Below are 23786 nucleotides of genomic sequence, written 5' to 3' on the forward strand. Positions count from 1 at the left end.
TAATTATTTTGCTTTAGGGTCATAAAGCCAAAGCGTATTGTTTTCTTGGAAGCCATCTTCACCAATGATGATGCGACCATCTTCCATTACGATTACGTTATCAGGCTGCGAAAGCTGATTGACGTCACAACGCTCAGCGCCAGTTAGTGACGAGCGGTAAGTTGCACCCATAACAACCGGCTCAATACGAGTTAGGTTATAGTTGTTATCGATATGTGCACGGTATACACCGCCACAATCTTTAACACGCGCAGAAAGCTGCATGTCACCTTCGCCATCAATCATGGTGTTGTCGATATCAGAGATACCGATATACATATAGGCTTTATCTACCACCTCACCGGCAACAACATCTTGACCAGTTACCGCCTCAAGTACGCGGTTATGGTTGATGCTTAAGCCTTCAAGTTTACGCCATTCAGCCGTAGCGCCTTTTTGGCGTGCAGCCTGACGAGACTCAAGGAAGATAGCGCGGTTGTCCATCGCTTTACCTGCCGTTACTTTACCGCCACCGTTTGCAACAGTTGGATAAGTTGCAGCGCCTTCTGCCCACGCTTTTACATCAGCAACAGACAGATAGCTTGTTTGACCTTCAACATAGTCAGTCTCATTGATGCCATCATATTCAGCCACCCAAGTTTCAATTTGTGCATTACTGCCGCGACCAAGCTCAACCCAGCTAATGTCAAAGCCAGTTACAGCCGGATCGGTAAGGCCAGCATCTTGCGTTAGCTTTGCTGCGTACAGGGTACCTGCACTTAAGTCTTCTGGTTGATCTGCAACAAATTTAAATAGTACGCCACCGGTATCATCTTGTGATGAATAAACAGTACGACGGTCTGGCATCACAACTGAGTTTTCATGCTCATAACGACCAATTGTGAAGTGTTTCACAACATCAGGTGTCTCAGTTGTAGGGTTTTTAATTTCAGCAATGTAACCGTAGCGATAAGGGTTAGGGAAATCAGGTGCCATTAACGCTTCCATTGTGTCATTACCTGTTTCAGCAGGGTTATTCCACTGTGGATCTTGAGTAGTATCTACAGCCGACCAAACAATCCATTCTTCTGAAGTCAGCGGCGTGCCCCAAGGCGATACCGAACCAAAGCAGTTAGCAGCAGTCCCTTTAACACCGTCGAAGTCTACCATCATGGCTTCTTCAATTGACCATTTACCCGTTGTCGCTTTACTCATTTTCAAACGACTGACACCACCAGGGTACGCTTCCCAGTTTGTGAATAGGTAACCTGTGTTTGCATCGACTGGAATATAACCATTGAAATCAGGGTTATCATTTTTAATGATTTCTTCACCAGTTGAGATGCTGTAATGTACACCCAAACCACCCGCTAATCCCTTAGTGCCAAGGTTTGCGAATGTATCACCTGTTTGGCCTAGAATTTGATATTGACCAATAGCAGAAATCACGGTTTGTTGTTCCATGGTCGAAGCAGGAACCGGCGCGCTTGGGATATTTGCGGGTAGATTATTAAAGTTCACACCGGTTAGTACACCGACAGTGCCCGTATTGAATGGCTTGCTATTGAACTTATCAGTAGCTGTGTTGGTGTCATTTGGGTGCTGAACGTTAAAGAACAAGTCACCCCCTTCAGAAAGAAATAGACCAGTTACTTCAGCACCAGCAGGGACGGTTGCTATACGAACCAGGCCAGGTACGCTGTAACTACCATCACGACCATTTTGGCCGTCTTGTCCATTTTGACCATCCTGGCCGTCAGTACCATTTTGTCCATTTGTGCCGTTTGTACCATTTGAGCCATTAGTACCGTTTGCACCGTCTTGGCCAGCAGTGCCCTGCTCACCTTGAGGACCCGCAGGACCTTGTGCTCCGTCGTCACCATCACAGGCTGTAAGTGCCATTGCAACTGCCGCTGCAATAAGAGAATATGCTACACGCTTCATGAGTTACTCCAGTTCCTAAGTATTATTTTTTGTAAAGCGTGCAACAGTGTGAAGTGTTCTTGTTACAGTTGACTGAATGATTTATTAACCATTTCCTACAGGAATAAGACACTTATACTCAACTCACATACAGCCTCCCTTCTGTTAGCAAGTTAAAATACCCATAAAAGGAACTCTAGTGTAAAGGGGGTTTACACTATTCTTTTTGAACGGGTTCGTGTTTCATATAGATAAGTTCATTGGTGTTAAAACCATATTGTTCAGACATGGTTTTAAACTTGTTCATTACGGTATCGGGCACTTTAGGTGCTCTAGAAAGCAACCAAAGGTAATCACGGTTGTAGCTGGTAACAAATGCATACTGGTAATCTTCATCTAACTCGAATACCACATAACTGCCATAAAACGGACCAAAAAATGATACTTTCAGATGTGCTATTTCATCATTTGCAACAAACTTAGCTTTGCCAATCGCTTCTTTCCACTCACCTTCCTCTGTAACATACCCCTTATTTACGACTTTAATTGAACCGTCGGGGTTTTGGCTATAATTCGCCGTGACGTTCTGCATCCCCCTTTCAAATGAATGATCTAATCGCGCGATTTCATACCAGGTGCCTGTATAGCGCTCAACATTAAAGTCTTTAACTGGTTTAATGCCATCTGGAAGCCCTGTGCATGCAGAAACTGCAAGCGTTAAAATCACCGTGAAAAATAACTGTCGTACTTTCATATAAGTTCTCCATATTCCAATTTAATGTCATACGTAGTAACCAAGCGCTAAGATTAGCGATAGGTTCGATTTTTTACCTAGTAAGAACTAGATTTAATTCAAACCCTTGCCATGCCAATTTCACCTTATTTATTTTAAACTTACGTACAAATGAATAGATCGCAGTAAAGTACGATGAATACAGCACAGAGCAAAAAAATACTAACTCATGGTTTGGGTGTAGCAACGGGTAAAGTTGCGTTTTATATTGAACATCCACCAATCATAGAGCCTTATAATAATTTGATGCAAGTCAGTGCGTTAGCCAGTGGGGAGATCGAACATATTAATGCTCATTGCGGCAACGGTTGGCGGAAAATCTTCAATGTTTTTGCCAAGTTTTTATTTGCAGCAAAGCTGCCAGATCACGATATTACTAACTATCCAACTTGGCAGTCATATCGTGATAGCGCGTTACTTCAAGCTTCAAGTCAGGAAGCCCTGCTCTTCTCAACACCTGATTTTTCAACAAAAACATACGATTGGCATATTATTGCAGGACGCACCTACGCGAAATCACTACTTAGAGATCAGGTTTTTACTAACAATCTAGTTTGGCTGGATGATGAGTTCGCTGTTGACTATAACTTACGTCTTATTATTTCGCCATTTTTGGATTATCGCCAACTTAGTAACAAAAAAATCAATAGGTTAGTGGATATAATAAGACAAGGTTAGATATTAGGCGGAAACTGAACTGCATGCCAATTCGTGAATAGATCAAATTTTTACTAAGTAAAATACTGATCTACCTTCCGCATCATAGTCATTGAGATCAGAGTTTTACTAACTTTTTAGAAAGAATTGATAGATAAAGCGCGGTGACGCCAGTGGCGGAGCAGCAATTGACTAGGTATAGATCACTATTTTACTAACTTAATGCCAGCGACTTTGAAAGAGTAAGAAAGGAAAAGCCAAACCCGAATATGGTCTGGCTTATTTAACCGAAGCTTAGGTTATTTAGATAAAAGCTACTGTTTATCTACCACAAAGCCCGCAAATCCAAGGGCTTTAAAGAAAGGTTTAGCAATGCCAAAACCTGCGATGTCTAGCAGCTCTGCAAGGCGCATTTTATCCACGGGGTAAAACTCATGCTCTAAATTCACCCTCATGCGCTGCTCACCAACATCAGTCAGCCCAAGTTGTTTGCAAACGATTAACTGCGCTTCACGTTCAAAGCTTGTCGCAGGTTTTTCTAAGTCGGCAATAAAAAGACGCCCATCCGACTTTAGCTGCTCACTCATTTGTTTAAACAAGCTTGCTTTATCGCCGTTATCTTTTACAAAGTGCATTACCAGCAAGCACAGTATTGCATCTGCTTGATAGGCCTGTGGTGAAATCGCGCCATGATGGATCTGCACGCGCTCCTGTAGGCCTAACTTAGTAAAATGCTGATCTGCAATCGCCAGCATATCAGCAGATACATCTTGCGCTATAAACCACCAACTCGGGTTTAGCTGAGCAAGCTCTACAATTTCTTTGCCTGTCCCTGCACCCACAACCAAAATGGTTGCGCTATCTGGGTAAAGTGCTAAAAGTTGTGCCCCGGTAAGTTGGTGAATTAACGCATAGCCTGGCACAAGTTTTGTGATCCTTGAGTCATAGTTTTGGGCTTCTTCGCCCGTGAAAGTCGGCATCCAAATTTCCTTATGTTCGTGGTACTAAATTTAAAGATGAGTAGCCTCCCGGCTGTTTATTCACATGGATACGGGTGGCGATCCGCTCGCTCATCTGAGCAACATGCGAGATCACTCCAACCTTGCGGCCTTGTGATTGCAACGCGTCTAGTGCATCAATCGCGACACCCAGCGTCTCGGGGTCTAACGTACCAAACCCTTCATCAATGAATAATGAATGTATTTGCACTTTGTTTGATGAAAGCGCAGCAAGTCCAAGTGCTAAAGATAAAGATACCAAGAAGGACTCCCCTCCAGATAAAGTGTTGACGCTACGTTGTTCGTCAGCCATGTCTTTATCTATGACCGCAATTTCTAAAGACTGTTCAATATTAGTAAGCAAATAGCGTCTAGAAAGCGTATGCAATTGCTGGTTAGCATACTGCAATAAGATTTTTAACGTTTGCGTTTGCGCCCAATTACGCAACTTTTTGCCTGTTGCGTCGCCTAAAAGCTTATCTAGCAAATGCCATTGCTCGTAGTCTTGTTGTAGCTGAGCTAGACTTGCCGCTTGTAAAGAGAATTGTTGTTTATTCTGAGCATCGACCTCTAATGCAGTTTGCACTTGTAGCAACTGACTTTGAGTTTGTTCAAGTGCTTGCGTCGTCTCGGCATGACTTTGCTTAACTTGTTCACTATCAACCCCATCAGGGTACGTATTTTCAAGTTGGCTCAGTTCTTCACGCTGATGACTAAGCTGCAGCTTAGTGTTTTGAAAGGCTTGCTGAACTTGCGCACACTTTTCTAGATTCGCTTGAGCTTCATCTAACGAAACCTCAAGTAACGCTAATATTTTTACTTTGTCTAGCTGCCCTTGTTGACCGAGCAACCATTGTTCAAAGCGTTCATTGAGTTGCTGCAACCGCGATGTTTGCTCGACAATTTGCTTTTCTAGCTGCGCCAGACTGTGCTGGGCTTTTTCACGCTGTGCTTCGGTTTGACTCAGCGCCAGCTGGGTTTGTGTGATCTGCTCTCGACTTTGCTGTTTTTGCTGCTTAAGCTCTGCAATCCAATCATCCAATCTGGTGTGCTGCTGTGGTAAGTATTCAGCACGTTCGCGATTGAGGTGTTCAATATTTTGCTGGTGTTGTAAAAGCGTATGTTCTAATTCTTCAAGCCGCTGCGCCTCATCTTGTTTTTGTTGACTGACAAGATGTAATTGATGATCAAGCTGGACTTTATTCGCCGTTAACGCATCGGTACGCTCGGTGGTTTTTAGCCAAGTTTGCACTCTTGTTTTAAGTTGGCTAATGGCAGCTTGAGGAGATGAATCAAAGTCTTGCCACCACGACTTATCGAAAATTAACGCTTCAAGTCGATTGCGTAAGGCATCCACTGTCTGTGATAGCTGCTCATATTCGGTTCGCAAAAAGGCAATATGATTGCCTAAATCATGGTGCTGTTGCTGAAGTGCCTGTCCTTTATGTTTAGCCTGCTCGAGGTGTTGTTGTGCCTGCTGAACCGACTGCCATTGGCGATCGATATTATTGCGTAACTTTGATAGTTCACTTAGCCGTGACTGAATACTCACGAGTTGCAATTCAGCTTGTTCAGCATTGCCAACTTTATACTCATCACTCAACGCATCTAGTCGAGCGCGATTCTCATTTATTTGCTTAGTGCAGTGAGCAATTTCCTGAGTGACTGACTGCCATAGCGCATTTTCACGCTCTTTTTCACCGACTTGTTGATTATAACGCTGCAACACTTGCTCACGAGCTTGCTCAGCAGCCTGATACTGAGACCGAAAATCCGATAGTAACTGTTCCCAGTGGGCATCGATGTGCTCTACACCATAAGGATGTTCTTTTGAGCCACATACCATGCATTCTTGCCCTGCCCGCAGTTGAGAGCGTAAATTGCTGATCCGCTCACTTGCGCGTAACTGCACTTGCTCCAAGTTATCACGAGTTAGGGCTAGGCGCTGCTTAGACAACTCGTCTTGCTGCTTGGTATCTCGGATCAGCATCTCAAGCCTTTCCAAGCCAATATGATGTTGAGTTTGTTGTGCTCGTAACTGATGCAGCAAGGCATCCCCTTCTTCAATACTACGATAGGCTTGCACGCATAGAGACCAGTTCTGCAATGCTAAATTTAGGTCTTGTTGAGTCAAAGGTGCGAGTGCTTCTTTTAACGCTGAGAGCGCGCTGGCTTCGGTGTCGTAAACCTTTTGTAGTTGCTGTACCTCAGCCTCATGTTTGCTCAATTGTGTATCTAGCGCTTGCTGTTCGTTCGGTAATTTTTGCAACTGGACTTCATGATCATTGCGTTGTTGTTGGTACTTTTGCAGATCATCGAACTGAGGCTGAACTACGCTCCATTGTCTGGCAATGTTGCTAACTGAGTGCAAGTCCGCTTGCTCATGCTCTAGCTGCTGTAATTCAGTATCGATTTCGCCTTGTTGCACTTGATACTTCTGTATCGTAGCCTCATGTTGCGCAATAAGATTGGCGTGCTTATCGAGATAGGGCTTTGTTTCTCGTTCTTGCGCTTTGTGTAGGCTCAGCTTTTCATCCAATATACGAATGGTGTTAAAACTTGGTTCTAACTTTACAAAATTGGCTTGCTGCGTAATGAGCTGCTGTTCCAGTTGCTGCTGTTTTGCTTTTAGCGTTGCAATAGCGGATGCAAAATCTTGTTGCTGCAGTGCTAGCTGCTCTTGAGATAGCTGCGCAACGCGTTTATCTGCCAGCTCATGCTGCTCACGGTTATCACGCATCTCATTGGCTTTTAAGACTTGCTGCGCATATTCCTGCTGCGACTTTCCCTCTTCTATTTGCTGCTCAAGCGTTTGTAGCGTGTGTTCCACCTCAGCTATTTTTTGCTTTCTTAGCTCAACATCCGCGAGCCATTGCAGCTGAGCTTGCAGCTTTGTACTTGTCTCTTGTTGTCGATTTCTTGTTTCAATCAACTTCAACTTCTGTGCTTCAAGTTCGGCGAGCTGCTCTGGTGACAAGAGCACAATTTGACCTAGCCTATCTTGCAGGGATTGCAGCTCGATTTTCTTTTGTTTGTGCGCTTCAAAAACCGCTTTACCGATATTACTGAACTTTTCGGTACCCGTAAGACATTCTAGTAACTGAGCCCGCTCATCACCCCCAGCCTTCAAAAACGCGGAGAATTCATGCTGAGCAAGCAGCACAGCTCGTGTAAACTGTTCAAAGTTAAGCCCGACTAGCTGTTCGATTTTTTGTTCTGTTTCTTTTTTCTTCTCACAGACTAAGGTCATATCTGGTAGGCTAAACAACTCAATAGTGGCGGTTTTTAAATTACCTTTAGGGCTTTTTCTAGCGCGCTCTACCGACCAAATAGCTTGATAACGTTTGCTATCTTGAGCAATAAAAACCACGCTAGCAGATGCCGCAACACAGCCCCGACGCAATAAGTTTCTCGGGTCGTTTAACTTAATGTTATCGCCATTAAAGGCAACTTTCTCTTTGTCGTCCGATTTTAACCGTGCGGTTTTGCCATAAAACGCAAGGCAAACCGCATCCAGTAAAGTGCTTTTTCCTGCCCCTGTATCACCAGTAATGGCATAAAGACCGGTGTCTTTGAGTGGTGCCACAGTAAAGTCGACTTCAGCACTTTCTATAGAGGCAAGGTTGGTGATTAATATTTTTTCAAGTTTCATCGCCCTACTCCTCCATGCTCGCGATCACTTCTGCTAACTTTTCATGCAATGTCGCGGGTGCCTTTTCTTGCTCAGGTTCAATTTCGCGATAGGCGATATCCAACAAGGTATTGGGCGATAACGATTCAACTTTGCCCAAATCTTCAAATAACCACTCACTGACAGCTGCGCCTTTAGACACCCGCTCAATACCACAAAATTTAATATCCTTTCCTTTTAGCGCTTCATCAATCTCGGCTCGAAAGCGGCTATTGGTTTCCGCTGCAGATAGTTTTAAGCGAATATAGGGAGCGCTATCGAACTTGCTAAAATCCTGCGCCGCGATAGCTTCGCATAATTCAGTCAAGCGCTTTGCACCATCTTCAGGGATATATAACACATCTTTAAAACGGGGAACGTAAAGGGGGTTTACATCGACCAGACCTTGCTCATTAAATTCAGCGAGCAATACCTGATGCTTATAATTGCGTTCGGAAAATGACATTGGCAAAGGCGTGCCGCAGTATCTGATAGCACTCTGCTTAGCGACGGTTTGCGCTTTATGTAAATGACCTAGCGCAACATAGTCAAACTGCTCGCCAAACACGCCTGCAGACACCGCATCAAAACCGCCAATGTTGAGGTTACGCTCAGAATCTTCAGAAATCGATCCGCCCTTGGCGTGCAGATGCCCCATTAGCACAATAGGACCTTTCACTTCTTCTATCGTGCTTAGCGCATGCTGATAAGCTAATTGTACCCCGGTTTGATAGTCAAACTCGTCATCTAGCGGTTTTGGTAAATCAGCACTGCGCAAAAATGGCATTGCCACAACATGCATATGCTGCGCTGCGATGGGTAAATCGATAACAACGTGTTCAGGCGCTTGCTTGTTAAAGCGTCCAATAACATGGGTGTTGAATAAGGTTAAGAGTGGTTTTGCGGTTTCAATGCGATTAGCGGAATCGTGGTTGCCAGCAATCAGAATAATGTGCAGCTGAGGGCACAGTTGAGATGCTTTTTGGATAAAGGTATACAGTTGCTTTTCAGCACTCGCGGGCGGTGTTGCGGTATGAAAAATATCACCGCTGATCAACAGTACATCGATTTGCTTTTCAACCAGCACATCACATAGCCAGTCTAAAAACAGCTGATGCTCTTCACTGCGATCATGTTCGTAAAACGATTGCCCTAAGTGCCAGTCAGACGTGTGTAAAACCTTCATTTAGCGTTCCTTTTCCTATAGAAACGCTAATATAGCATCGTCGAGCAATATTCGTCTTGTGAATATTGACGCTTTAACAGCTTAGTGAGTCAACTGCCACCAAGCAAAAATGATTATAGGTAATGCCAGTAAAAAGAATTTAGCAGGTAACTTGAAAACACGACTATGCTTATCTTGCACGCGTTTAATCGCCGATTTCTCGTTACAGGCAGCTACTTTATCAACATAAAAATAGCCATCATCTAAATAATCTTTACAGTTTTGTTCGTCTGCAGGAATTGCAACAAACTTCTCTTGTTTTTTTAGTATGTAGAAATCCATACTGCCCACCACATTCGATTCGCTAAACGGGTATTTAGTACAGAGCAAAACTAGCGCCAGTTTTACCCAGAGATTGTAAAGTGCGCGATTTTAAAGATAAACTTGGGTCAATATCAACAACTAATTTTGTTTTCTTTATTTATTTATAAAATGTACACAATAACCCAGCAAAATACCTTTTTGGCATACAAATTAATTTTTTAGACCACTGTATTTTTCCTATCAAAAACAACCGATTAAAAAACACTCAAAACAGTCTCATTTCAGTCGTGTCCAAATCTTGTTACTTTATCTCAAAACTTTGATTTATGTGTTTTTATTTGTCAGTTTATTGACACGTAGAAGGTTTAATTTGTCTTCCTTTGTCACCATGCAAATCCCCTCTACTCACTCCGAGCAAAAAACTGAAATAAAAATGTTTATCGGCCAATGCCTTGGCACGATAAAACGGGAAATAACAATGAAAAAAACAACACCAGCCATGCCTTTATTGGTTGCACTCGCGCTATCAGGTGTCGCACACGCCAGCGCCATTTCACAAACCAAAGGGCATTTTGAAGATAAGTTTCGCCAATTAGACGAAACCTTACCGACCCCAAATATCTACCGCAGCGCAGCCGGTGAGCCCGGAGAGCGCTATTGGCAACAAAAGGTGGATTATGATATTGATGTAAACTTGGACGAGAAAGCCAAAAGATTAACCGCTACGCAGACCATACATTACAAAAATAACTCTCCTCACACTCTCAAATATTTGTGGCTACAATTAGACCAAAATATCTTCAAAAATGATTCAATTGCTGAGCGCACTGCAACTTTTGGGAACGAATTACAGAGTAATCCGGTTACAAAACATGCAAAAATTTCACTAAATCAACTCAGACGCCAGCAGTTTATGGATGACACAGAACTTGGTTTTGTCATCAATAATGTTAAGGACGGTCGCGGTAAACCACTCAAGGTCACGATTGTTGATACCATGATGCGTGTTGACCTAAACGAACCGCTCAAACCAGGTAAAGATCTACAATTTAGTATGGACTTTGCCTTTAATATTGTTGAAGAAGATGCTGTCGGTGCACGTTCGGGTTATGAACACTTTGAAAAAGACGGTAATGATATCTTTTTGCTCGCGCAATGGTTCCCTCGTCTAACGGCGTATACAGATTATGAAGCTTGGACCAACAAGGCGTTTCTTGGCAGTGGTGAGTTCACGCTCGAATTTGGTGACTACGATGTTGAAATCACGGTACCGGCCGATCATATCGTTTCTGCAACCGGTGAGTTAGATAACCCAAAGCAAGTTCTGAGCAAAACCCAGCGTGACAGACTAGCGCAAGCAAAAACAGCAAAACGCCCGGTATTCATCGTTACTGAAGAAGAAGCGTTAGAAAACGAAAAAGCTGGCACAGATGACACCAAAACGTGGCGCTTTAAGGCCAAAAATGTGCGCGATTTTGCTTGGGCTTCATCACGTAAATTTATGTGGGATGCTAAAGGCTATCAGCAAAGTGGTGACGAGCAGCCTCTCGTGATGGCCATGTCATTTTTCCCCAAAGAGGGTGGTGACTTGTGGAAAAAGTACTCCACCGAAGCCGTTATTCATACCATGGAAGTCTATTCACGCTTCTCGTTTGATTACCCCTATCCCACCGCGCAATCGGTAAATGGTCCTGTCGGTGGGATGGAATATCCAATGATCACTTTCAATGGTCCTCGTACGAAATTGCAAGATGATGGTTCTCGCACCTATTCACTGGCCGAGAAACGTTTTTTAATCGGCGTTGTCATTCACGAAGTAGGGCACATCTATTTCCCCATGATAGTCAACTCAGACGAGCGTCAGTGGACATGGATGGACGAGGGCCTCAATAGCTTTTTAGACGGCGTTGCTGGTCGCGAATGGGATCCCACCATTCCTTGGGGCGTTGAGCCAAGAGATGTTGCGGCCTACATGAAATCTGAAGATCAGTCTCCAATCATGACGCAATCAGACAGCGTATTGCACTTGGGCCCAAATGCCTACACTAAACCTGCTGCGGCTCTTAATATTCTGCGCGAGGTGATTTTAGGTCGTGAGCTATTCGATTTTGCATTTAAAGAATATGCCCTACGCTGGAAATATAAACGCCCAACGCCTGCCGATTTCTTTAGAACGATGGAGGAAGCTTCTGGGGTCGATTTAGATTGGTTTTGGCGTGGCTGGTTTTACAGCACAGATCATGTCGATATCTCATTAGATAAAATCTATCAATTGCGGTTAGACACCAAAAATCCAGACATCGACTTTGGTCGTCTACGTGAGTTTGAAAAGAACAAGCCAATGTCGCTATTCGTCAAACGCAATCAAGAAGAAGGGCGCACACTTTGGATTGATAAAAACAAAGACGTAACAGACTTTTACGATAGCAATGACCAGTTTACGGTAACCAATGAAGAACGAAATGAGTATCGTGAGTTTTTATCTGAGCTTAAACCTTGGGAAAAACGTACCCTTGAGCGCGCGGTAAAAGAAGACAAAAACTATTACGTACTTAAGTTTAGTAATGTCGGTGGACTCGTGATGCCAATCTTACTTGAGCTCACTTACCAAGATGGTAGCAAAGAAGAGCTGACTATCCCTGCCGAGATTTGGCGTCGCAATGCCCGTAACGTCAGCAAGCTAATTATTACAGATAAAGATAAGCCGCTTGCATCCGTGACCGTTGATCCGCGATGGGAAACTGCTGACGTTGATATCGAGAATAACCATTACCCAAGGCGCATTATAGAATCTCGCCTAGAGCTCTATAAAAAGAAAGAGCGTGAAGGTAAAGTGTATCGCGATATCATGCAAGACGTGAAAGCCGAGCTAAAACCATTTGAAGAGAAAAAGGATAACTAATGAAAACCTGGCGCTTAGCCTATTTATTTGTGCTGATTTCGCCGCTTTGTCAGGCGCACCAATTAAAAGCAGCGATCACCACTGTTTTATTTAACGAACGCAGTGGCAATATCGAAATCATGCACAGATTCTATCTCCATGATACTGAGCATGCGATAGAGAGCCTACTGAGTCACAATGCAGACATCTTTAACAATACCGCTGATAGAGCAAGCTTTGCGGATTATGTCAGTAAGCGTGTTGAAATAAAAACAGGCGCAGGGAAAGTGCTGCCTTTAAACTTGGTTGGTGCGGAAATTGATGGCCAATTCTTTTGGGTATACCAAGAAACCCCACTGTTCTCACCAATAACTGAGCTTAAAATGCGCCATAATGCACTCAGAGATGTGTGGTCAGATCAAGTCAATTTAGTAAACTTTGAAGGCAAAGGAAAAGTCAGGTCGTTGCACTTTGATGGTAATGATGATTGGCTAAGCGTCACGTTTTAGGTTATCTAACTCGCTAAAGTAAAAAAGGCACTTCGATGCCTTTTTTACTTTATCAACTTACGTTCTGCGCTAAAGTTAAAGCATACATTGTTAATGCGCGATGAGGAAAAGGAATGATGGCCTCAATAAAGCTGGTTTTAACCTTCATATTACTAACGTCATATAGCGTCTGTGCGAGCGATTTGGTGCGCTATAACATCTCTAAAGAATTTGCCGATCCGAAACAAGACTACTACATCGCGTTATTAAGACTGGCTCTAAATAAGAGCCGCGATAAGTACGGTGCTTACCAACTCAGTGAAAACTCTTTCGATCACACCCCCCAAGGACGCACCTTAGAAATTTTGGAGCAAGGGAAGCTTTTGGATGTTCACTGGAGCATGACGTCAATCAAAAGGGAAAAAAGTTTAGCGACGGTATATGTGCCGTTACTAAAAGGGATGATGGGGGCGCGTTTATTTCTTATCCACAAAGATACTGAGGAAAGACTCTCCCTACTTAGCTCACCCGCCCAATTAATGAGCTTCACGCTTGGCAGTGGCATCGATTGGCCTGATACCTCAATCTACGAAAAAAATGGCTTTGTTGTGGTTACTAGCATGGCTTCCTTGTTACCAAAGATGTTAGAAGAAAAGCGCTTTGAGCTCTTCCCTCGCGCACTTCACGAACCATGGACGGAGCTACAAAGCATGAGTAGTACAGTAGTAGAGTCCAGATTTGCGTTTTGTTATCCCACCGCCATGTATTTTTTCGTCAATAAAAACAATAGTCGACTCAAGAAGCGCCTCACCTATGGCCTCAAAAAAGCAATCGAAGACGGCTCGTTTGATAAACTGTTTTTCAATCACCCAATTACTCGTGAAGCCATTGCAAAAGCTAAGTTTGAGAATAGAGAAGCGTTAAAACTACAAAATCCAAACTTAAGCGGCCATACAAGGGATATCCTGTTTAACCCCAAATATACTTGGCAACCCATCCACCAATGCATATCGCCCAACTAATCAGAGTGGCTGAATATTGAAACTTGAATTATCAACTTTGGTTAATTTACCTGAGGCTGGGATAAGGAATAAGGACCCTCTACTTCAATTGCTCTTTGTAGATAACTAGTAGCTCGTTTTAAACGATGGTGCCGCACACCTGCGTTTTGCTACCGTATAGGTATCTAAACCTGTTAGTCAGGACAAATTCACCACCAATAAATAACAAAAACAAAGAAGGCCATTACCTTGATCAATATTCCACCCAATATCCCACGCTCGAACAGCCCTATTGGTCGAAAATTTGGAAACTTGATGCTTAAGATGATGGGATGGAGGATAGCTGGTACCTTCCCAAGTGAAGACAAATTTGTAGCCGCCGTCGCGCCGCATACGTCAAACTGGGACTTCTTTATTGGCATTGCTGTCAAGCTTGCACTTGATGTTGAAATTCGTTTTCTAGGCAAGCACACCATTTTTATCCCACCATTTGGCTGGTTATTACGCAAATGGGGCGGTATTCCGGTTAGGCGAGATACACCTCACGGTATGGTCACGCAGGTTCGCGATATCTTCAATGCCAACGACAAATTGATTTTGGGCCTAGCCCCAGAAGGAACTCGTAAATACACCTCAGAATGGAAAAAAGGTTTTATCTACATCGCACAATCCGCCGAAGTCCCCATTGTACCTATGGCAATAGACTACCGTAGTAAAACTTTTGTTGTTATGCCAGCTATTAACAATACTACGGAGCTCACTCCAGATCAGTTACTTCACCAAGTCAAACAACAGTTTTCAAAACAAATGGCAAAATACCCTGAACACGCATCTGGACTATGAATAAAAGCGTCAACTAAAGCAGAAAACTTTAAATATATAAATCAACTAGATAGAAACTAACAGATAAACAATACCGCTAATCGAAAACAAATAGAGTCAATCTAATCAATTACTTTCAAAAAACACACTTTAGTTACATTAGTTTGACAACACCACCGCTTAACACATTCAACCACACCACATTGTAAAGATTTGTTAATGAGATTTATACATATATATCATGAAGATATTTAATTTTAATGAATCATAATGAAAACAACTGGTAAATTAAAAGTTGATCACAAACCCTCAAAATGAATAGTATTTCACCACTTATTAACGTCTTCGTGGTGAATTATGCGATTACTCATTGTTGCATTACTTGTTGGTTTTATTGGAATTGCTTTTTGGAAAATGATGCCAGAAGCTCAGCCTTCACCTGCAAATATAATTCAAGTTTCAAACAACACGGAAGATGAGTCTAAGGCGATCCCAAAGCTTGAAACGCTTAAACGAGGTCCGGAGCAAGCTATCATCACAGCAGCACCAACGCAAAAAAGCAGCGACTTTTATGCGGTGAATAAGGTATCGAATAAAGCAAAAACCGTGCTGTCAGCCGCAAAGGTTTTGCCACAAGATTTAAACAATGAAGCTTATATTGAGTTTGACTTACCTACACTCAGAAAATTAGAAAGCGGCGATAACTTTGAATTGCTTATTCCGCAAACACAAGAGTCATTTGTAGCAGAAGTGACCGGCATATCCTTGGCAGAAAACGGCGATAAAAGCGTCTTTGGTAAGGTCACTGGTGCTGATGGTCGTTTCCATACCACCGTTTTGACGGTAGGCAAAGACGCAGTATATGGCCAACTCACAGCACCAAGCGGCAACTATGTATTCGAATCTAAAGACCAATTTGGCTGGATTGCAGCAAAGCGAGACTTATACCGCTCCCACAAAGAAGAAGAATTACATCCGCATGATAGTCATGACGAAACAGAACATAACTCAGTTTCTGTGAAGGAAGATATTTTTCAACCCAAAAGTAACGTTAACTAAAAGAAAGGAAAAACAATGAAAACAACAGTAAAGGCAGCATCGCTGGCAACAGCACTCGCTCTATCTGCAAGCGCATCAGCAGTCACTGTAGATATCGGCATTCTTTATACTGATCAGTCTGCGGCTGCTACATCAAACATTAATACTAAAATCAATCAGTTGATTGCGTTTACAAACCAAGTTTACAGCCAAAATGGTATCGATCTGCAACTACGCCTTGCAGGTACGCAAAACTTAGGTAACTACAACATCACACCAACGAGTGCTTGGTTAGATTCTGTGACTAACAGCAGCTATGTAGCTAACCTTCGTAATACTTGGCGTGCAGATATGGTTGCGGTACTTGGTACAGGTGAGCGCAATGGTAACTACATCACATGTGGTCTAGCTTGGGTAGGTCAAGGTAGCAATGGCAACCTATATTCAAGCATGAGCAACCGTATGTTCAGCATTACAGGTATCGATTGTGGTGCAACAACATTTGTTCATGAGCTTGGTCACAACCAAGGTCTAGCGCATTCACGCAAGCAAGGTGATACTAGCGGTGGTGTATACGTTGATGGCATGGGCCACGGCGTACAAGACAACTTCGCCAGTATCATGGCTTATCCACATGTATTTGGTAATGCAACACAGTACGACTACTTCGCTAATCCGAACTGGTCTCTTGGCGGTGTGCCTTACGGTGTAGTTGGTCAATCATATGCTTGGAAAACGGTAGATGCGACTAAAACGAGCATCGCAAACTTCAAGTAATCGCTTGACGTTCAAGTTTCAAACTAAAACACACCCAAACCCGCGCTTTTAGCGGGTTTTTTTCGTGCTTAGTATGCTTACTTTGCCAGCCATTGATTTATTTCTTTATACATAAAGTCGCGGATTAGAGGTTGTGCTTCTTTGTTTGGGTGTAGGTTATCGTTTTGCATTAACTCCGGTTTGTCCGCCACTTCTAACATAAAGTAGGGCATTAGATAGCTACCGGTTTGCTCTGTCACTTGTTGGTAGCTCTCGGTAAACATACTGGTATAGCGCGGACCTAAGTTAGGAGGTATTTGGATTTCCATTACGGCAACGTTGGCGCCTGCTTGTTGACTAGATTGCACCAGCTGTGTGAGATTTGCCTTTAACCTTTTTACAGGGAAGCCGCGCAGGCCATCATTACCGCCCAATTCGATTAATACATGAGTAGGCGAAATCGTTTTCAATTGCTGATTTATTTTTGCCACAGCATTACCGGTTGTTTGACCGCTAACGCTAACATTGATAATTTCGATCGGATTTTGTTCTGTTTCGTATTTATTTTGTAACAATTTAACCCAACCATCATCTTGTTTCAGGCCATAAGCGGCGCTTAAGCTATCACCAACTATCATGAGTTTTTGCTTGGCATTTGCGCTTAATGGCGTAATTACAATAACAAGTATGAACAACAACTTTAGGAAATAGTACTTCATGTCAGTGCTTTCTCAGTTAAATATGATCCAAGTAAAAGGCCTTACTAAACAGGTCTCTACCGTCGAAGGTAATCTCACTATCCTTAGTGATATCGATTTCACTGTCAAGTCAGGAGAGTCCGTGGCTATCGTTGGCGCTTCTGGTTCTGGTAAGTCAACCTTACTTAGTTTGCTTGCCGGCTTAGATATTGCCTCCAAAGGAGAAGTTCACTTAGATGGCGAATCATTACAAAAAATGGATGAAGAAGCTCGAGCTCAGTTGCGAGCAGAAAAAGTCGGCTTCGTATTTCAGTCATTTATGTTAGTGCAAAGCTTAACGGCGCTTGAAAATGTGATGCTTCCTGCTGAATTAGCTGGGGACAAAGGTGCAAAAAATCAAGCGACAGAGTTATTAGAAAAAGTTGGCTTGTCTCATCGCCTAACTCACTATCCCTCACAACTTTCGGGTGGCGAACAGCAACGGGTAGCCATAGCCAGGGCCTTTGTTGGCAAACCCAAAATCCTATTCGCCGACGAGCCATCGGCCAATTTAGACAGTAAAAACGGCCATCTTATCGAGCGTTTGCTGTTTGACCTAAACAAAGAGAATGGCACCACTTTGGTGCTTGTTACCCATGATGAGCAACTCGCTCAACAGTGTGACCGCATTATTCATATTGAAGCTGGAAAACTAGAAGTAATAAAACAAGGAGCGGCTGTCAATGTGGTTTAAGTTAGCACTTACTTTATTCTCTAGGGAATTTAGACGGGGCGAGCTCACCATCATCCTAGCTGCAATTGCGCTTGCAGTATTGACTGTGTTTAGCTTGTCTTCCATTACCGAGCGGATACGTTTGAATCTAGAACAAAAATCCGCAGATTTTATCGCTGCTGACAGGCGGCTTTCGAGCAACCATGATTTCGACGACCGAGTACTAACCACAGCACGAGATTTTGGTTTAAATACCGCCAAACAAGTGTATTTCGACTCGATGTTATTTGCCAACGATGAGTTAATACTTGGCTCGCTAAAAGCAGTGACAGACACATATCCACTTAGAGGTAAACTTACTTTAAGAGACAGCCTTAATGGCGAAAATTACCAAGTTCAATCCGCCCCGAAAAAGGGCAATGTATGGCTCAGCGAAGGCTTGTTTTACTCCCTTGGCCTTAAAATTGGCGACGAGGTAGAAATAGGGGCAGGGCAGTTCACCGTGAGTAAGGTGCTCATTAACGAGCCTGATGCCCCTTTCTTCTCGCTGGCGGGGAACAAACGCGTCCTTATTAATTATGATGATATTGCGGTGACTAAAGCCATTCAACCCGGGAGCCGAGTATTTTACCGCCTACTATTTTCGGGCTCAGAACGGCAACTGGGAGAGTACTACACTTGGCTCAAGCCGCAACTCAAGAGCAACCAATCTTGGCAGGGAATAAAAGACAGGCAATCACCTTTGGGTGAAAACTTAGCTCGCTCAGAGAGCTTTTTGCTCCTTGCTGGATTGTTCGGCATCATGCTCGCTGCCGTAGCGATGGCGGTTTCTGCAAAGCGCTATTGTGAGCGCCAATATGATCCTGTCGCCATGATGAAAACTCTCGGGGGTAGTCGCAAAACCATCCGCCGTATTTATCTTTTACACCTTTCTTTAGTGACCTTTTTTTCCGTTGTAGCCGGTCTTGCTATCGGTTACGGGCTGCAAAGTGTTGGGGCCGCTTACCTGATTAACTTTATGGATACAGCCCTGCCTGAAGCAGGATTTAGGCCTTGGCTGTTGAGCATTTCCGTGGGTGTGGTGTGCGCCATGATGTTTTCATTAAAACCACTATTAGATTTATTTGATATACCGCCGCTGCGCGTCCTAAGACGTAACCTTGGAGACACCATCGCGATTAGTCGAATTCATATGGCGCTCTCTGTATTAACTATTTTTGGGTTAATGTGGCTATTTAGTCGCGACATTAAGATCACCGCGATTTTATTCGGCGCAACCTTGCTACTCATGGCCTTGCTATACGTGATCTCACGACTATTATTTTCAGCAGGCAGAAAACTGGGGTTGAGCCCTGGCTCAAGTTGGTCTCTTGCCATTGCCACACTCCAAAAACGTGCAAATGCAAACGCAGTACAGCTTATTAGCTTTGCTCTGGCTATCAAATTAATGTTGTTTTTAGTGGTGCTGAAAAATGACATGATCTCGGATTGGCAGATGCAAGTTCCAGAAGACGCACCCAATGCGTTTTTTATCAATATCACGGAACAAGAAATTCAGCCAATGCAAAGCAAACTCGACGAAAGTGGCATCAAACATGAACATTTTTATCCCGTCTTTTTGGGCCGTGTAAATGCCTTAAATGGTGAAGAGTTTGCGCGCCGAGTCTCACTGCAAGAGGGTGAAGAAAAAGACCAAGATGCACGAGAAGGAGTAGGGCGAGAGCTCAACCTTACCTGGCTAGATGAATTGCCACCGGGCAATGAAGTGGTTGACGGCGAGTGGTTTGATAATTCCGATGCGCTTCAAGTTTCCGTCGCTCAAGGACTTGCTGAACGGGTAGGGATCAAAGTGGGCGACACGCTTAGCTTCTTAATCAATAGTCAAACAATTGAAGCTAAAGTGACGAGTTTACGTAGTGTCAATTGGGGCTCGCTGAAACCTAACTTTGTGATGATATTTAACGATAAAATCGCCGGCCAATTCCCAGTGACTTACTTTACTGCCGCCAAGCTTGAAACAGCAGACACTAAGGTGATTAGTCAGTTTTTGAAAGCGTATCCAACAATTAGCATGATCGACATTCAGAGCCAGCTCAAACAGGCACAGTCGATGATTTCTCAAGTCTCACTGGCGATTAGCTTTGTACTTAGTATCGTACTTATCAGCGGCTCTTTGGTGCTCATTTCTCAGGTTCAGGCGAGCCTTGCCGAACGCATGCAGGAAACCGTTATCTTGCGCACGCTCGGTGCCAAAGGTCGTTTGATAAAACTCGCCACGCTTTATGAATTTTTATTACTTGGCGGATTGGCAGGACTGGTAGCTGCCGTAGTCAGTGACATTGCACTTTTGGTGATCCAAGTCCAAACGTTCGATGTGGATGGCCGCTTGCACCCCTATATTTGGCTATTAGGGCCTGCAACTGGCGCAACGTTCGTCGCTTTGATTGGTTACTTTATGGTGGCGAACACCATGAAACAAAACACGCAAGGGCTACTACGCAAACTCGCATAAAACTCTTGTAAGGCTTAAAAAGTGGCTCACAGTTATCCTCAGTGAGCCGCTCATCTCGCAAAAGCAAAACTCCATCGTCTTGATCTTTACAAACTTCAATTACGTACCTACCTTTAAGTAGGGCTACGCAGTACACATGCGAAACCAAAGGATATTAAAAATGGATAGGATACCTGTTAAAGGCATCATTTTTGACCTAGATGGCACACTAGTGACATCTGAACTCGATTTCTCACTTATTCGGGCGCAAATTGGCTGTCCGGTAGGGGAAGACTTACTCAGTTTTATCAACACATTGCCTTCACCTTATATGCGTGAAGAGGCTATGAACATCGTCCACCAACATGAATTATGTGACGCACAGCACTGTGAAGTTATTCCAGGGGTTAGGGAGTCTATTGCGCAACTTTCGAGAATGGGGGTCCCGCTTGCCGTCGTGACTAGAAACTTTGCAAAAGCGGCGCGATTAAAGCTTAAAACGGCGGGATTGCCAATTCCATTGATTTTAACGAGGGACGACGCGCCAGCCAAACCAGACCCTGCAGCGCTGCTGCAAGTTGCTCAGACGTGGCAAGTGCCACCTTATCAATGTGTTTATGTTGGCGATTACCTCTACGATATAGAGGCGGCACATAACGCCAACATGCCGTCGTGCTTGTTTGCCCCCAATGACAAACCTTACTACGCCGAGCAAGCAGATGTCGTCATTAGTCACTTTGCGGAGTTAGTGGATGCGCTGTGCACGCTAGACATAAGAAGACACCGCTACTTAGCCTAGCGCAATAACATTGAAGCTATCAGTTATGTGTTATTTGGTAGTTTGCCTTTTTTCCCTCAGTCGACTCAAATGACCCTTTATCACCCACCGCAATCGCGTCAACATCGCTCTGTACCACCGTAAAATTACTATGTGCTTTACCGTGCTTAAAACGACCATCGTGCATCAATACAACCTTGCCTTGTTGCCCAGAAAAGCCCCCTGTTACAGCCTCAAAGCCATTAAATTCAACATCTCCTTCTTCGGTATAGTGAAGCTGATAATAAACTTCGCTACTGCCTTCAATTTCTCCGTCATAACTGAGGCTCACCACGGCTTTGGAGAGTTTAGCACCATCATCAAATTGTTTTTCTGTGGTTTCTTGCCAATTGATAATTTCGTACACACCTGTTAGTTGCATCGCATTTCCCTTAATTTTATAGTAGAAGAGTTTGACCTTGCTCTGCAGTTTCATGCAGCTTGTTTTAAATCTAGCACGCAATTTAAAATTGGTATTGTAAAAACACGACAACAAACAATGAGCCCTATCCATAACAAGGCAGCGATGAAATCTAACCTTAGCCCAATCAACGGCGTACTTCACCAACAACAAAGCGCGCCAAACTACCAGCTTAGACGGTATTTCCCATGCACAGAGTTAAAAGGTCTTGTCGAGCAATTTTGGTTTGTCGACTGGAGTTTGCCGGATAATAAAACCCATACACAACGAAACTTACCAGATCCCAACTTTCATTTGCTGCTAAGTACCAATGAAATAAAAATTATTGGCCCTGTAAGCAAAGTATACGATTACACAATGCATGGAAAAGGGCAGATCTTGGGGGCTAAATTTAGGGTAGGTGCCCTAGTAGAGCAATTTGATATCACCCCTTTGGCGTGTGTCGATAAAACCTTTTCTTTGGAGCATCTTTGCGGTGCACCGTCGAGACCGCTTATTTCTTCGTTAACCATGGCAAGTGATGACGTAGAGCGAGTAAAGGTGCTATCACAATTTTTAATGCCGTTTACACTCCACTTAAGCACAGGTGCAGCTATGGCCGAAGCTATCCTCAACACTTTGCAAGATCACAGCAATATTTTTACGGTTGAGCAACTGGCAGAACACTGCGACATGCCAATACGAAAAATACAAAGGCTCTGCCAACACTACATAGGTTTTAGTCCCAAATGGCTAATTCGAAAGTATCGCCTGCACCAAGCGCTTACACTGCTTGAATCTGATGCGACTACAATGGCAGACATTGTTGCTCAGTTGAACTATACCGATCAGTCCCACCTTATAAGAGATTTTAAAGAAATAATCGGTACCACTCCAAACCGTTATCTCAAGCGTCCCTAACAGGTACTTCGCCTATATGTGTTGTAATGCCCCTTTACAACGCAATGACACTTAAGCCTCAATCGCTTTACAGATTAGTGTAATTGCACCACTTGTCATCGAGACATTTAACGCTTCTCTATCTGGGTTACACTCCATAGCAAGTGCTACCCCATGTAAATAATCAACCAGTAAGCAAATCGCATCTTGTTGTGCCTGTCCTTTTAATTTAAGCGATTGAGTCACTTCTTCAAATCGAGTTTGAAATACCTCAGCTGGACCTACTGAGTCCATTGACAGCAACACAGTTAACAATCCTGGATAGTCGTCGAGTAGCTGTAAATAACTTGCACTGAGCTTTTGTAGTTCTGTTTGCCACTTTTCATCGCAGCTAGGTTCATATATTTCATCGACTAAAGAGCAAGTCAAAGCTTCGAGCAAAGCCTGTTTGTTTTTAAAGTAGTGATAAATTGCCATCGCATCGACATTTAAGTTGCTCGCCAACGCTCGAATACTAGGTACTTTTCTATTTTCCTTCATCTGCAATTTTGCAGCTTGTATGATCCGCTCCTGACTTAGTGCTTCACCTTCCGTTAACGGTCGGCCACGCTTCTTATCCTTGACACTCATTGTTTACTCTCGCTAAGATAAAATAAATTCTACACTGTAGAATTTATTTTATCTTGAAATGGATTAGGGTTCAATCGGAGTATAAAATGGCAAACATCGTTTATATTGGGGCAAGCCTAGACGGCTTTATCGCGGATAAAAATAACCGCTTAGACTGGCTACACGAATTACCTAACCCTGAAGGTTCAGACTTGGGGTTCGCCGATTTTATGGCCCGCGTAGATGCCATCATCATGGGGCGTAATACCTTTGAGACAATCCAAGGATTTGATTGCGAATGGCCATACAATAAACCTGTTTTTGTATTAAGTAATACGCTTAAAGATGTACCAAAAGTCTTTGCGGATAAGGTATCGCTTGTGCGAGGTGAACTGACAGATATCGTCAAACAACTGGCTCAGCAGGGATTTAAAAACCTTTACATTGATGGCGGAAAAACCATACAAAGCTTTCTACAACAAGATCTCATTGATGAGCTAATTATCACGACCATTCCAACTATTTTAGGTGGTGGAATACCTTTATTCGGAAAATTAAACGAACCGCTTAAATTTAAACATGTGCACGCAGTAAGATATTTAGATTGCGTGGTAAAAAATTACTACGTACGCCAAAGATAACCCTAAGGAGGCGCTTAAAATAA

At 43.4% G+C, this 23786-nt stretch carries 21 protein-coding genes; 12 read left to right on the top strand and 9 right to left on the bottom strand.

Annotated features, from left to right (window positions below; all coding sequences use genetic code 11):
- Positions 1 to 3: 3 nt before the first annotated feature.
- Both JJQ94_RS04880 and JJQ94_RS04885 read right to left on the bottom strand, forming a co-directional pair.
- The gene (locus tag JJQ94_RS04880) at positions 4 to 1923 is read right to left on the bottom strand and encodes an alkaline phosphatase PhoX (protein WP_099029454.1); all 1920 of its coding nucleotides are present in this window, start codon (positions 1921 to 1923) and stop codon (positions 4 to 6) included.
- Between the two features lie 196 nt (positions 1924 to 2119).
- Entirely contained in the window at positions 2120 to 2656 is a 537-nt protein-coding gene (locus JJQ94_RS04885; RefSeq protein WP_099029455.1) for a lipocalin family protein, read from the bottom strand.
- A gap of 174 nt (positions 2657 to 2830) precedes the next feature.
- On the opposite strand from JJQ94_RS04885, the gene JJQ94_RS04890 reads away from it, so the two are divergent.
- Positions 2831 to 3373: a DUF6942 family protein gene (locus tag JJQ94_RS04890; RefSeq protein WP_099029456.1), complete on the top strand. Its 543-nt coding sequence runs from the start codon at positions 2831 to 2833 to the stop codon at positions 3371 to 3373.
- Positions 3374 to 3666: 293 nt separating this feature from the next.
- On the opposite strand, the gene JJQ94_RS04895 is transcribed toward JJQ94_RS04890, so the two are convergent.
- From JJQ94_RS04895 to JJQ94_RS04910, 4 genes are all read right to left on the bottom strand, one after another.
- Positions 3667 to 4332: a class I SAM-dependent methyltransferase gene (locus JJQ94_RS04895; RefSeq protein ID WP_099029457.1), complete on the bottom strand. Its 666-nt coding sequence runs from the start codon at positions 4330 to 4332 to the stop codon at positions 3667 to 3669.
- Between the two features lie 10 nt (positions 4333 to 4342).
- Positions 4343 to 8002 carry an AAA family ATPase gene (locus JJQ94_RS04900; RefSeq protein WP_099029458.1) on the bottom strand — a complete coding sequence of 1220 codons (3660 nt, stop codon included), beginning with the start codon at positions 8000 to 8002 and terminating at the stop codon, positions 4343 to 4345.
- A 4-nt stretch (positions 8003 to 8006) separates the two neighbouring features.
- Entirely contained in the window at positions 8007 to 9206 is a 1200-nt protein-coding gene (locus JJQ94_RS04905) for an exonuclease SbcCD subunit D (RefSeq protein ID WP_099029459.1), read from the bottom strand.
- A gap of 81 nt (positions 9207 to 9287) precedes the next feature.
- Positions 9288 to 9527, bottom strand: a complete 240-nt coding sequence (locus JJQ94_RS04910) for a hypothetical protein (protein ID WP_010376069.1) — start codon at positions 9525 to 9527, stop codon at positions 9288 to 9290.
- Positions 9528 to 9987: 460 nt separating this feature from the next.
- Here JJQ94_RS04910 and JJQ94_RS04915 point away from each other — a divergent pair, with 460 nt between their 5' ends.
- From JJQ94_RS04915 to JJQ94_RS04940, 6 genes are all read left to right on the top strand, one after another.
- Positions 9988 to 12411 carry a M1 family metallopeptidase gene (locus JJQ94_RS04915; RefSeq protein ID WP_099029460.1) on the top strand — a complete coding sequence of 808 codons (2424 nt, stop codon included), beginning with the start codon at positions 9988 to 9990 and terminating at the stop codon, positions 12409 to 12411.
- Entirely contained in the window at positions 12411 to 12899 is a 489-nt protein-coding gene (locus tag JJQ94_RS04920; protein ID WP_099029461.1) for a DUF6702 family protein, read from the top strand. The genes JJQ94_RS04915 and JJQ94_RS04920 overlap by 1 nt, the downstream gene beginning before the upstream one ends.
- A gap of 113 nt (positions 12900 to 13012) precedes the next feature.
- Positions 13013 to 13900, top strand: coding sequence for a hypothetical protein (locus JJQ94_RS04925; RefSeq protein ID WP_099029462.1), 888 nt, complete (start codon positions 13013 to 13015; stop codon positions 13898 to 13900).
- A gap of 228 nt (positions 13901 to 14128) precedes the next feature.
- Positions 14129 to 14722: a 1-acyl-sn-glycerol-3-phosphate acyltransferase gene (locus JJQ94_RS04930; protein ID WP_099029463.1), complete on the top strand. Its 594-nt coding sequence runs from the start codon at positions 14129 to 14131 to the stop codon at positions 14720 to 14722.
- A gap of 336 nt (positions 14723 to 15058) precedes the next feature.
- The gene (locus tag JJQ94_RS04935; RefSeq protein WP_099029464.1) at positions 15059 to 15760 is read left to right on the top strand and encodes a hypothetical protein; all 702 of its coding nucleotides are present in this window, start codon (positions 15059 to 15061) and stop codon (positions 15758 to 15760) included.
- 15 nt (positions 15761 to 15775) lie between these two features.
- Positions 15776 to 16516: a reprolysin-like metallopeptidase gene (locus tag JJQ94_RS04940; protein WP_010605588.1), complete on the top strand. Its 741-nt coding sequence runs from the start codon at positions 15776 to 15778 to the stop codon at positions 16514 to 16516.
- Positions 16517 to 16593: 77 nt separating this feature from the next.
- Here the strand turns inward: JJQ94_RS04940 and JJQ94_RS04945 are convergent, their stop codons facing one another.
- Positions 16594 to 17214 (bottom strand): arylesterase, encoded by a 621-nt coding sequence (locus JJQ94_RS04945; RefSeq protein WP_099029465.1) that lies wholly within the window; start codon positions 17212 to 17214, stop codon positions 16594 to 16596.
- On the opposite strand from JJQ94_RS04945, the gene JJQ94_RS04950 reads away from it, so the two are divergent.
- The 3 genes from JJQ94_RS04950 to JJQ94_RS04960 all read left to right on the top strand — a co-directional run bounded on the left by JJQ94_RS04950 (position 17213) and on the right by JJQ94_RS04960 (position 21195).
- A complete protein-coding gene (locus JJQ94_RS04950) occupies positions 17213 to 17926 on the top strand; it encodes an ABC transporter ATP-binding protein (RefSeq protein ID WP_010376092.1) in 714 nt (237 codons plus the stop codon). The two genes, JJQ94_RS04945 and JJQ94_RS04950, sit on opposite strands and share 2 nt — an antisense overlap.
- Positions 17916 to 20417, top strand: a complete 2502-nt coding sequence (locus JJQ94_RS04955) for an ABC transporter permease (RefSeq protein ID WP_099029466.1) — start codon at positions 17916 to 17918, stop codon at positions 20415 to 20417. Before JJQ94_RS04950 ends, JJQ94_RS04955 begins: the two co-directional genes overlap by 11 nt.
- Before the next feature lie 160 nt (positions 20418 to 20577).
- Positions 20578 to 21195, top strand: a complete 618-nt coding sequence (locus JJQ94_RS04960) for an HAD family hydrolase (RefSeq protein WP_099029467.1) — start codon at positions 20578 to 20580, stop codon at positions 21193 to 21195.
- Positions 21196 to 21214: 19 nt separating this feature from the next.
- Here JJQ94_RS04960 and JJQ94_RS04965 read toward each other — a convergent pair whose 3' ends face one another.
- Positions 21215 to 21595 carry a DUF3224 domain-containing protein gene (locus JJQ94_RS04965; protein WP_099029468.1) on the bottom strand — a complete coding sequence of 127 codons (381 nt, stop codon included), beginning with the start codon at positions 21593 to 21595 and terminating at the stop codon, positions 21215 to 21217.
- A 144-nt stretch (positions 21596 to 21739) separates the two neighbouring features.
- Here JJQ94_RS04965 and JJQ94_RS04970 point away from each other — a divergent pair, with 144 nt between their 5' ends.
- Entirely contained in the window at positions 21740 to 22534 is a 795-nt protein-coding gene (locus JJQ94_RS04970) for a helix-turn-helix domain-containing protein (RefSeq protein WP_236596451.1), read from the top strand.
- A 51-nt stretch (positions 22535 to 22585) separates the two neighbouring features.
- Here JJQ94_RS04970 and JJQ94_RS04975 read toward each other — a convergent pair whose 3' ends face one another.
- Positions 22586 to 23143 carry a TetR/AcrR family transcriptional regulator gene (locus tag JJQ94_RS04975; protein ID WP_099029470.1) on the bottom strand — a complete coding sequence of 186 codons (558 nt, stop codon included), beginning with the start codon at positions 23141 to 23143 and terminating at the stop codon, positions 22586 to 22588.
- 86 nt (positions 23144 to 23229) lie between these two features.
- Between JJQ94_RS04975 and JJQ94_RS04980 the strand changes: the two genes are divergently transcribed.
- Entirely contained in the window at positions 23230 to 23763 is a 534-nt protein-coding gene (locus JJQ94_RS04980) for a dihydrofolate reductase family protein (protein ID WP_099029471.1), read from the top strand.
- Positions 23764 to 23786 lie beyond the last annotated feature (23 nt).

The organism is Pseudoalteromonas sp. GCY, assembly GCF_016695175.1.
GTDB lineage: Bacteria > Pseudomonadota > Gammaproteobacteria > Enterobacterales > Alteromonadaceae > Pseudoalteromonas.

Coding starts and splice junctions, on each gene's coding strand:
- JJQ94_RS04895 (WP_099029457.1), bottom strand. CDS start 4,332: ATGCCGACTTTCACGGGCGAAGAAGCCCAAAACTATGACTCAAGGATC.
- JJQ94_RS04945 (WP_099029465.1), bottom strand. CDS start 17,214: ATGAAGTACTATTTCCTAAAGTTGTTGTTCATACTTGTTATTGTAATT.
- JJQ94_RS04950 (WP_010376092.1), top strand. CDS start 17,213: ATGTCAGTGCTTTCTCAGTTAAATATGATCCAAGTAAAAGGCCTTACT.
- JJQ94_RS04960 (WP_099029467.1), top strand. CDS start 20,578: ATGGATAGGATACCTGTTAAAGGCATCATTTTTGACCTAGATGGCACA.
- JJQ94_RS04920 (WP_099029461.1), top strand. CDS start 12,411: ATGAAAACCTGGCGCTTAGCCTATTTATTTGTGCTGATTTCGCCGCTT.
- JJQ94_RS04975 (WP_099029470.1), bottom strand. CDS start 23,143: ATGAGTGTCAAGGATAAGAAGCGTGGCCGACCGTTAACGGAAGGTGAA.
- JJQ94_RS04965 (WP_099029468.1), bottom strand. CDS start 21,595: ATGCAACTAACAGGTGTGTACGAAATTATCAATTGGCAAGAAACCACA.
- JJQ94_RS04955 (WP_099029466.1), top strand. CDS start 17,916: ATGTGGTTTAAGTTAGCACTTACTTTATTCTCTAGGGAATTTAGACGG.
- JJQ94_RS04885 (WP_099029455.1), bottom strand. CDS start 2,656: ATGAAAGTACGACAGTTATTTTTCACGGTGATTTTAACGCTTGCAGTT.
- JJQ94_RS04925 (WP_099029462.1), top strand. CDS start 13,013: ATGATGGCCTCAATAAAGCTGGTTTTAACCTTCATATTACTAACGTCA.
- JJQ94_RS04890 (WP_099029456.1), top strand. CDS start 2,831: ATGAATACAGCACAGAGCAAAAAAATACTAACTCATGGTTTGGGTGTA.
- JJQ94_RS04915 (WP_099029460.1), top strand. CDS start 9,988: ATGAAAAAAACAACACCAGCCATGCCTTTATTGGTTGCACTCGCGCTA.
- JJQ94_RS04905 (WP_099029459.1), bottom strand. CDS start 9,206: ATGAAGGTTTTACACACGTCTGACTGGCACTTAGGGCAATCGTTTTAC.
- JJQ94_RS04900 (WP_099029458.1), bottom strand. CDS start 8,002: ATGAAACTTGAAAAAATATTAATCACCAACCTTGCCTCTATAGAAAGT.
- JJQ94_RS04935 (WP_099029464.1), top strand. CDS start 15,059: ATGCGATTACTCATTGTTGCATTACTTGTTGGTTTTATTGGAATTGCT.
- JJQ94_RS04970 (WP_236596451.1), top strand. CDS start 21,740: ATGAAATCTAACCTTAGCCCAATCAACGGCGTACTTCACCAACAACAA.
- JJQ94_RS04940 (WP_010605588.1), top strand. CDS start 15,776: ATGAAAACAACAGTAAAGGCAGCATCGCTGGCAACAGCACTCGCTCTA.
- JJQ94_RS04910 (WP_010376069.1), bottom strand. CDS start 9,527: ATGGATTTCTACATACTAAAAAAACAAGAGAAGTTTGTTGCAATTCCT.
- JJQ94_RS04880 (WP_099029454.1), bottom strand. CDS start 1,923: ATGAAGCGTGTAGCATATTCTCTTATTGCAGCGGCAGTTGCAATGGCA.
- JJQ94_RS04980 (WP_099029471.1), top strand. CDS start 23,230: ATGGCAAACATCGTTTATATTGGGGCAAGCCTAGACGGCTTTATCGCG.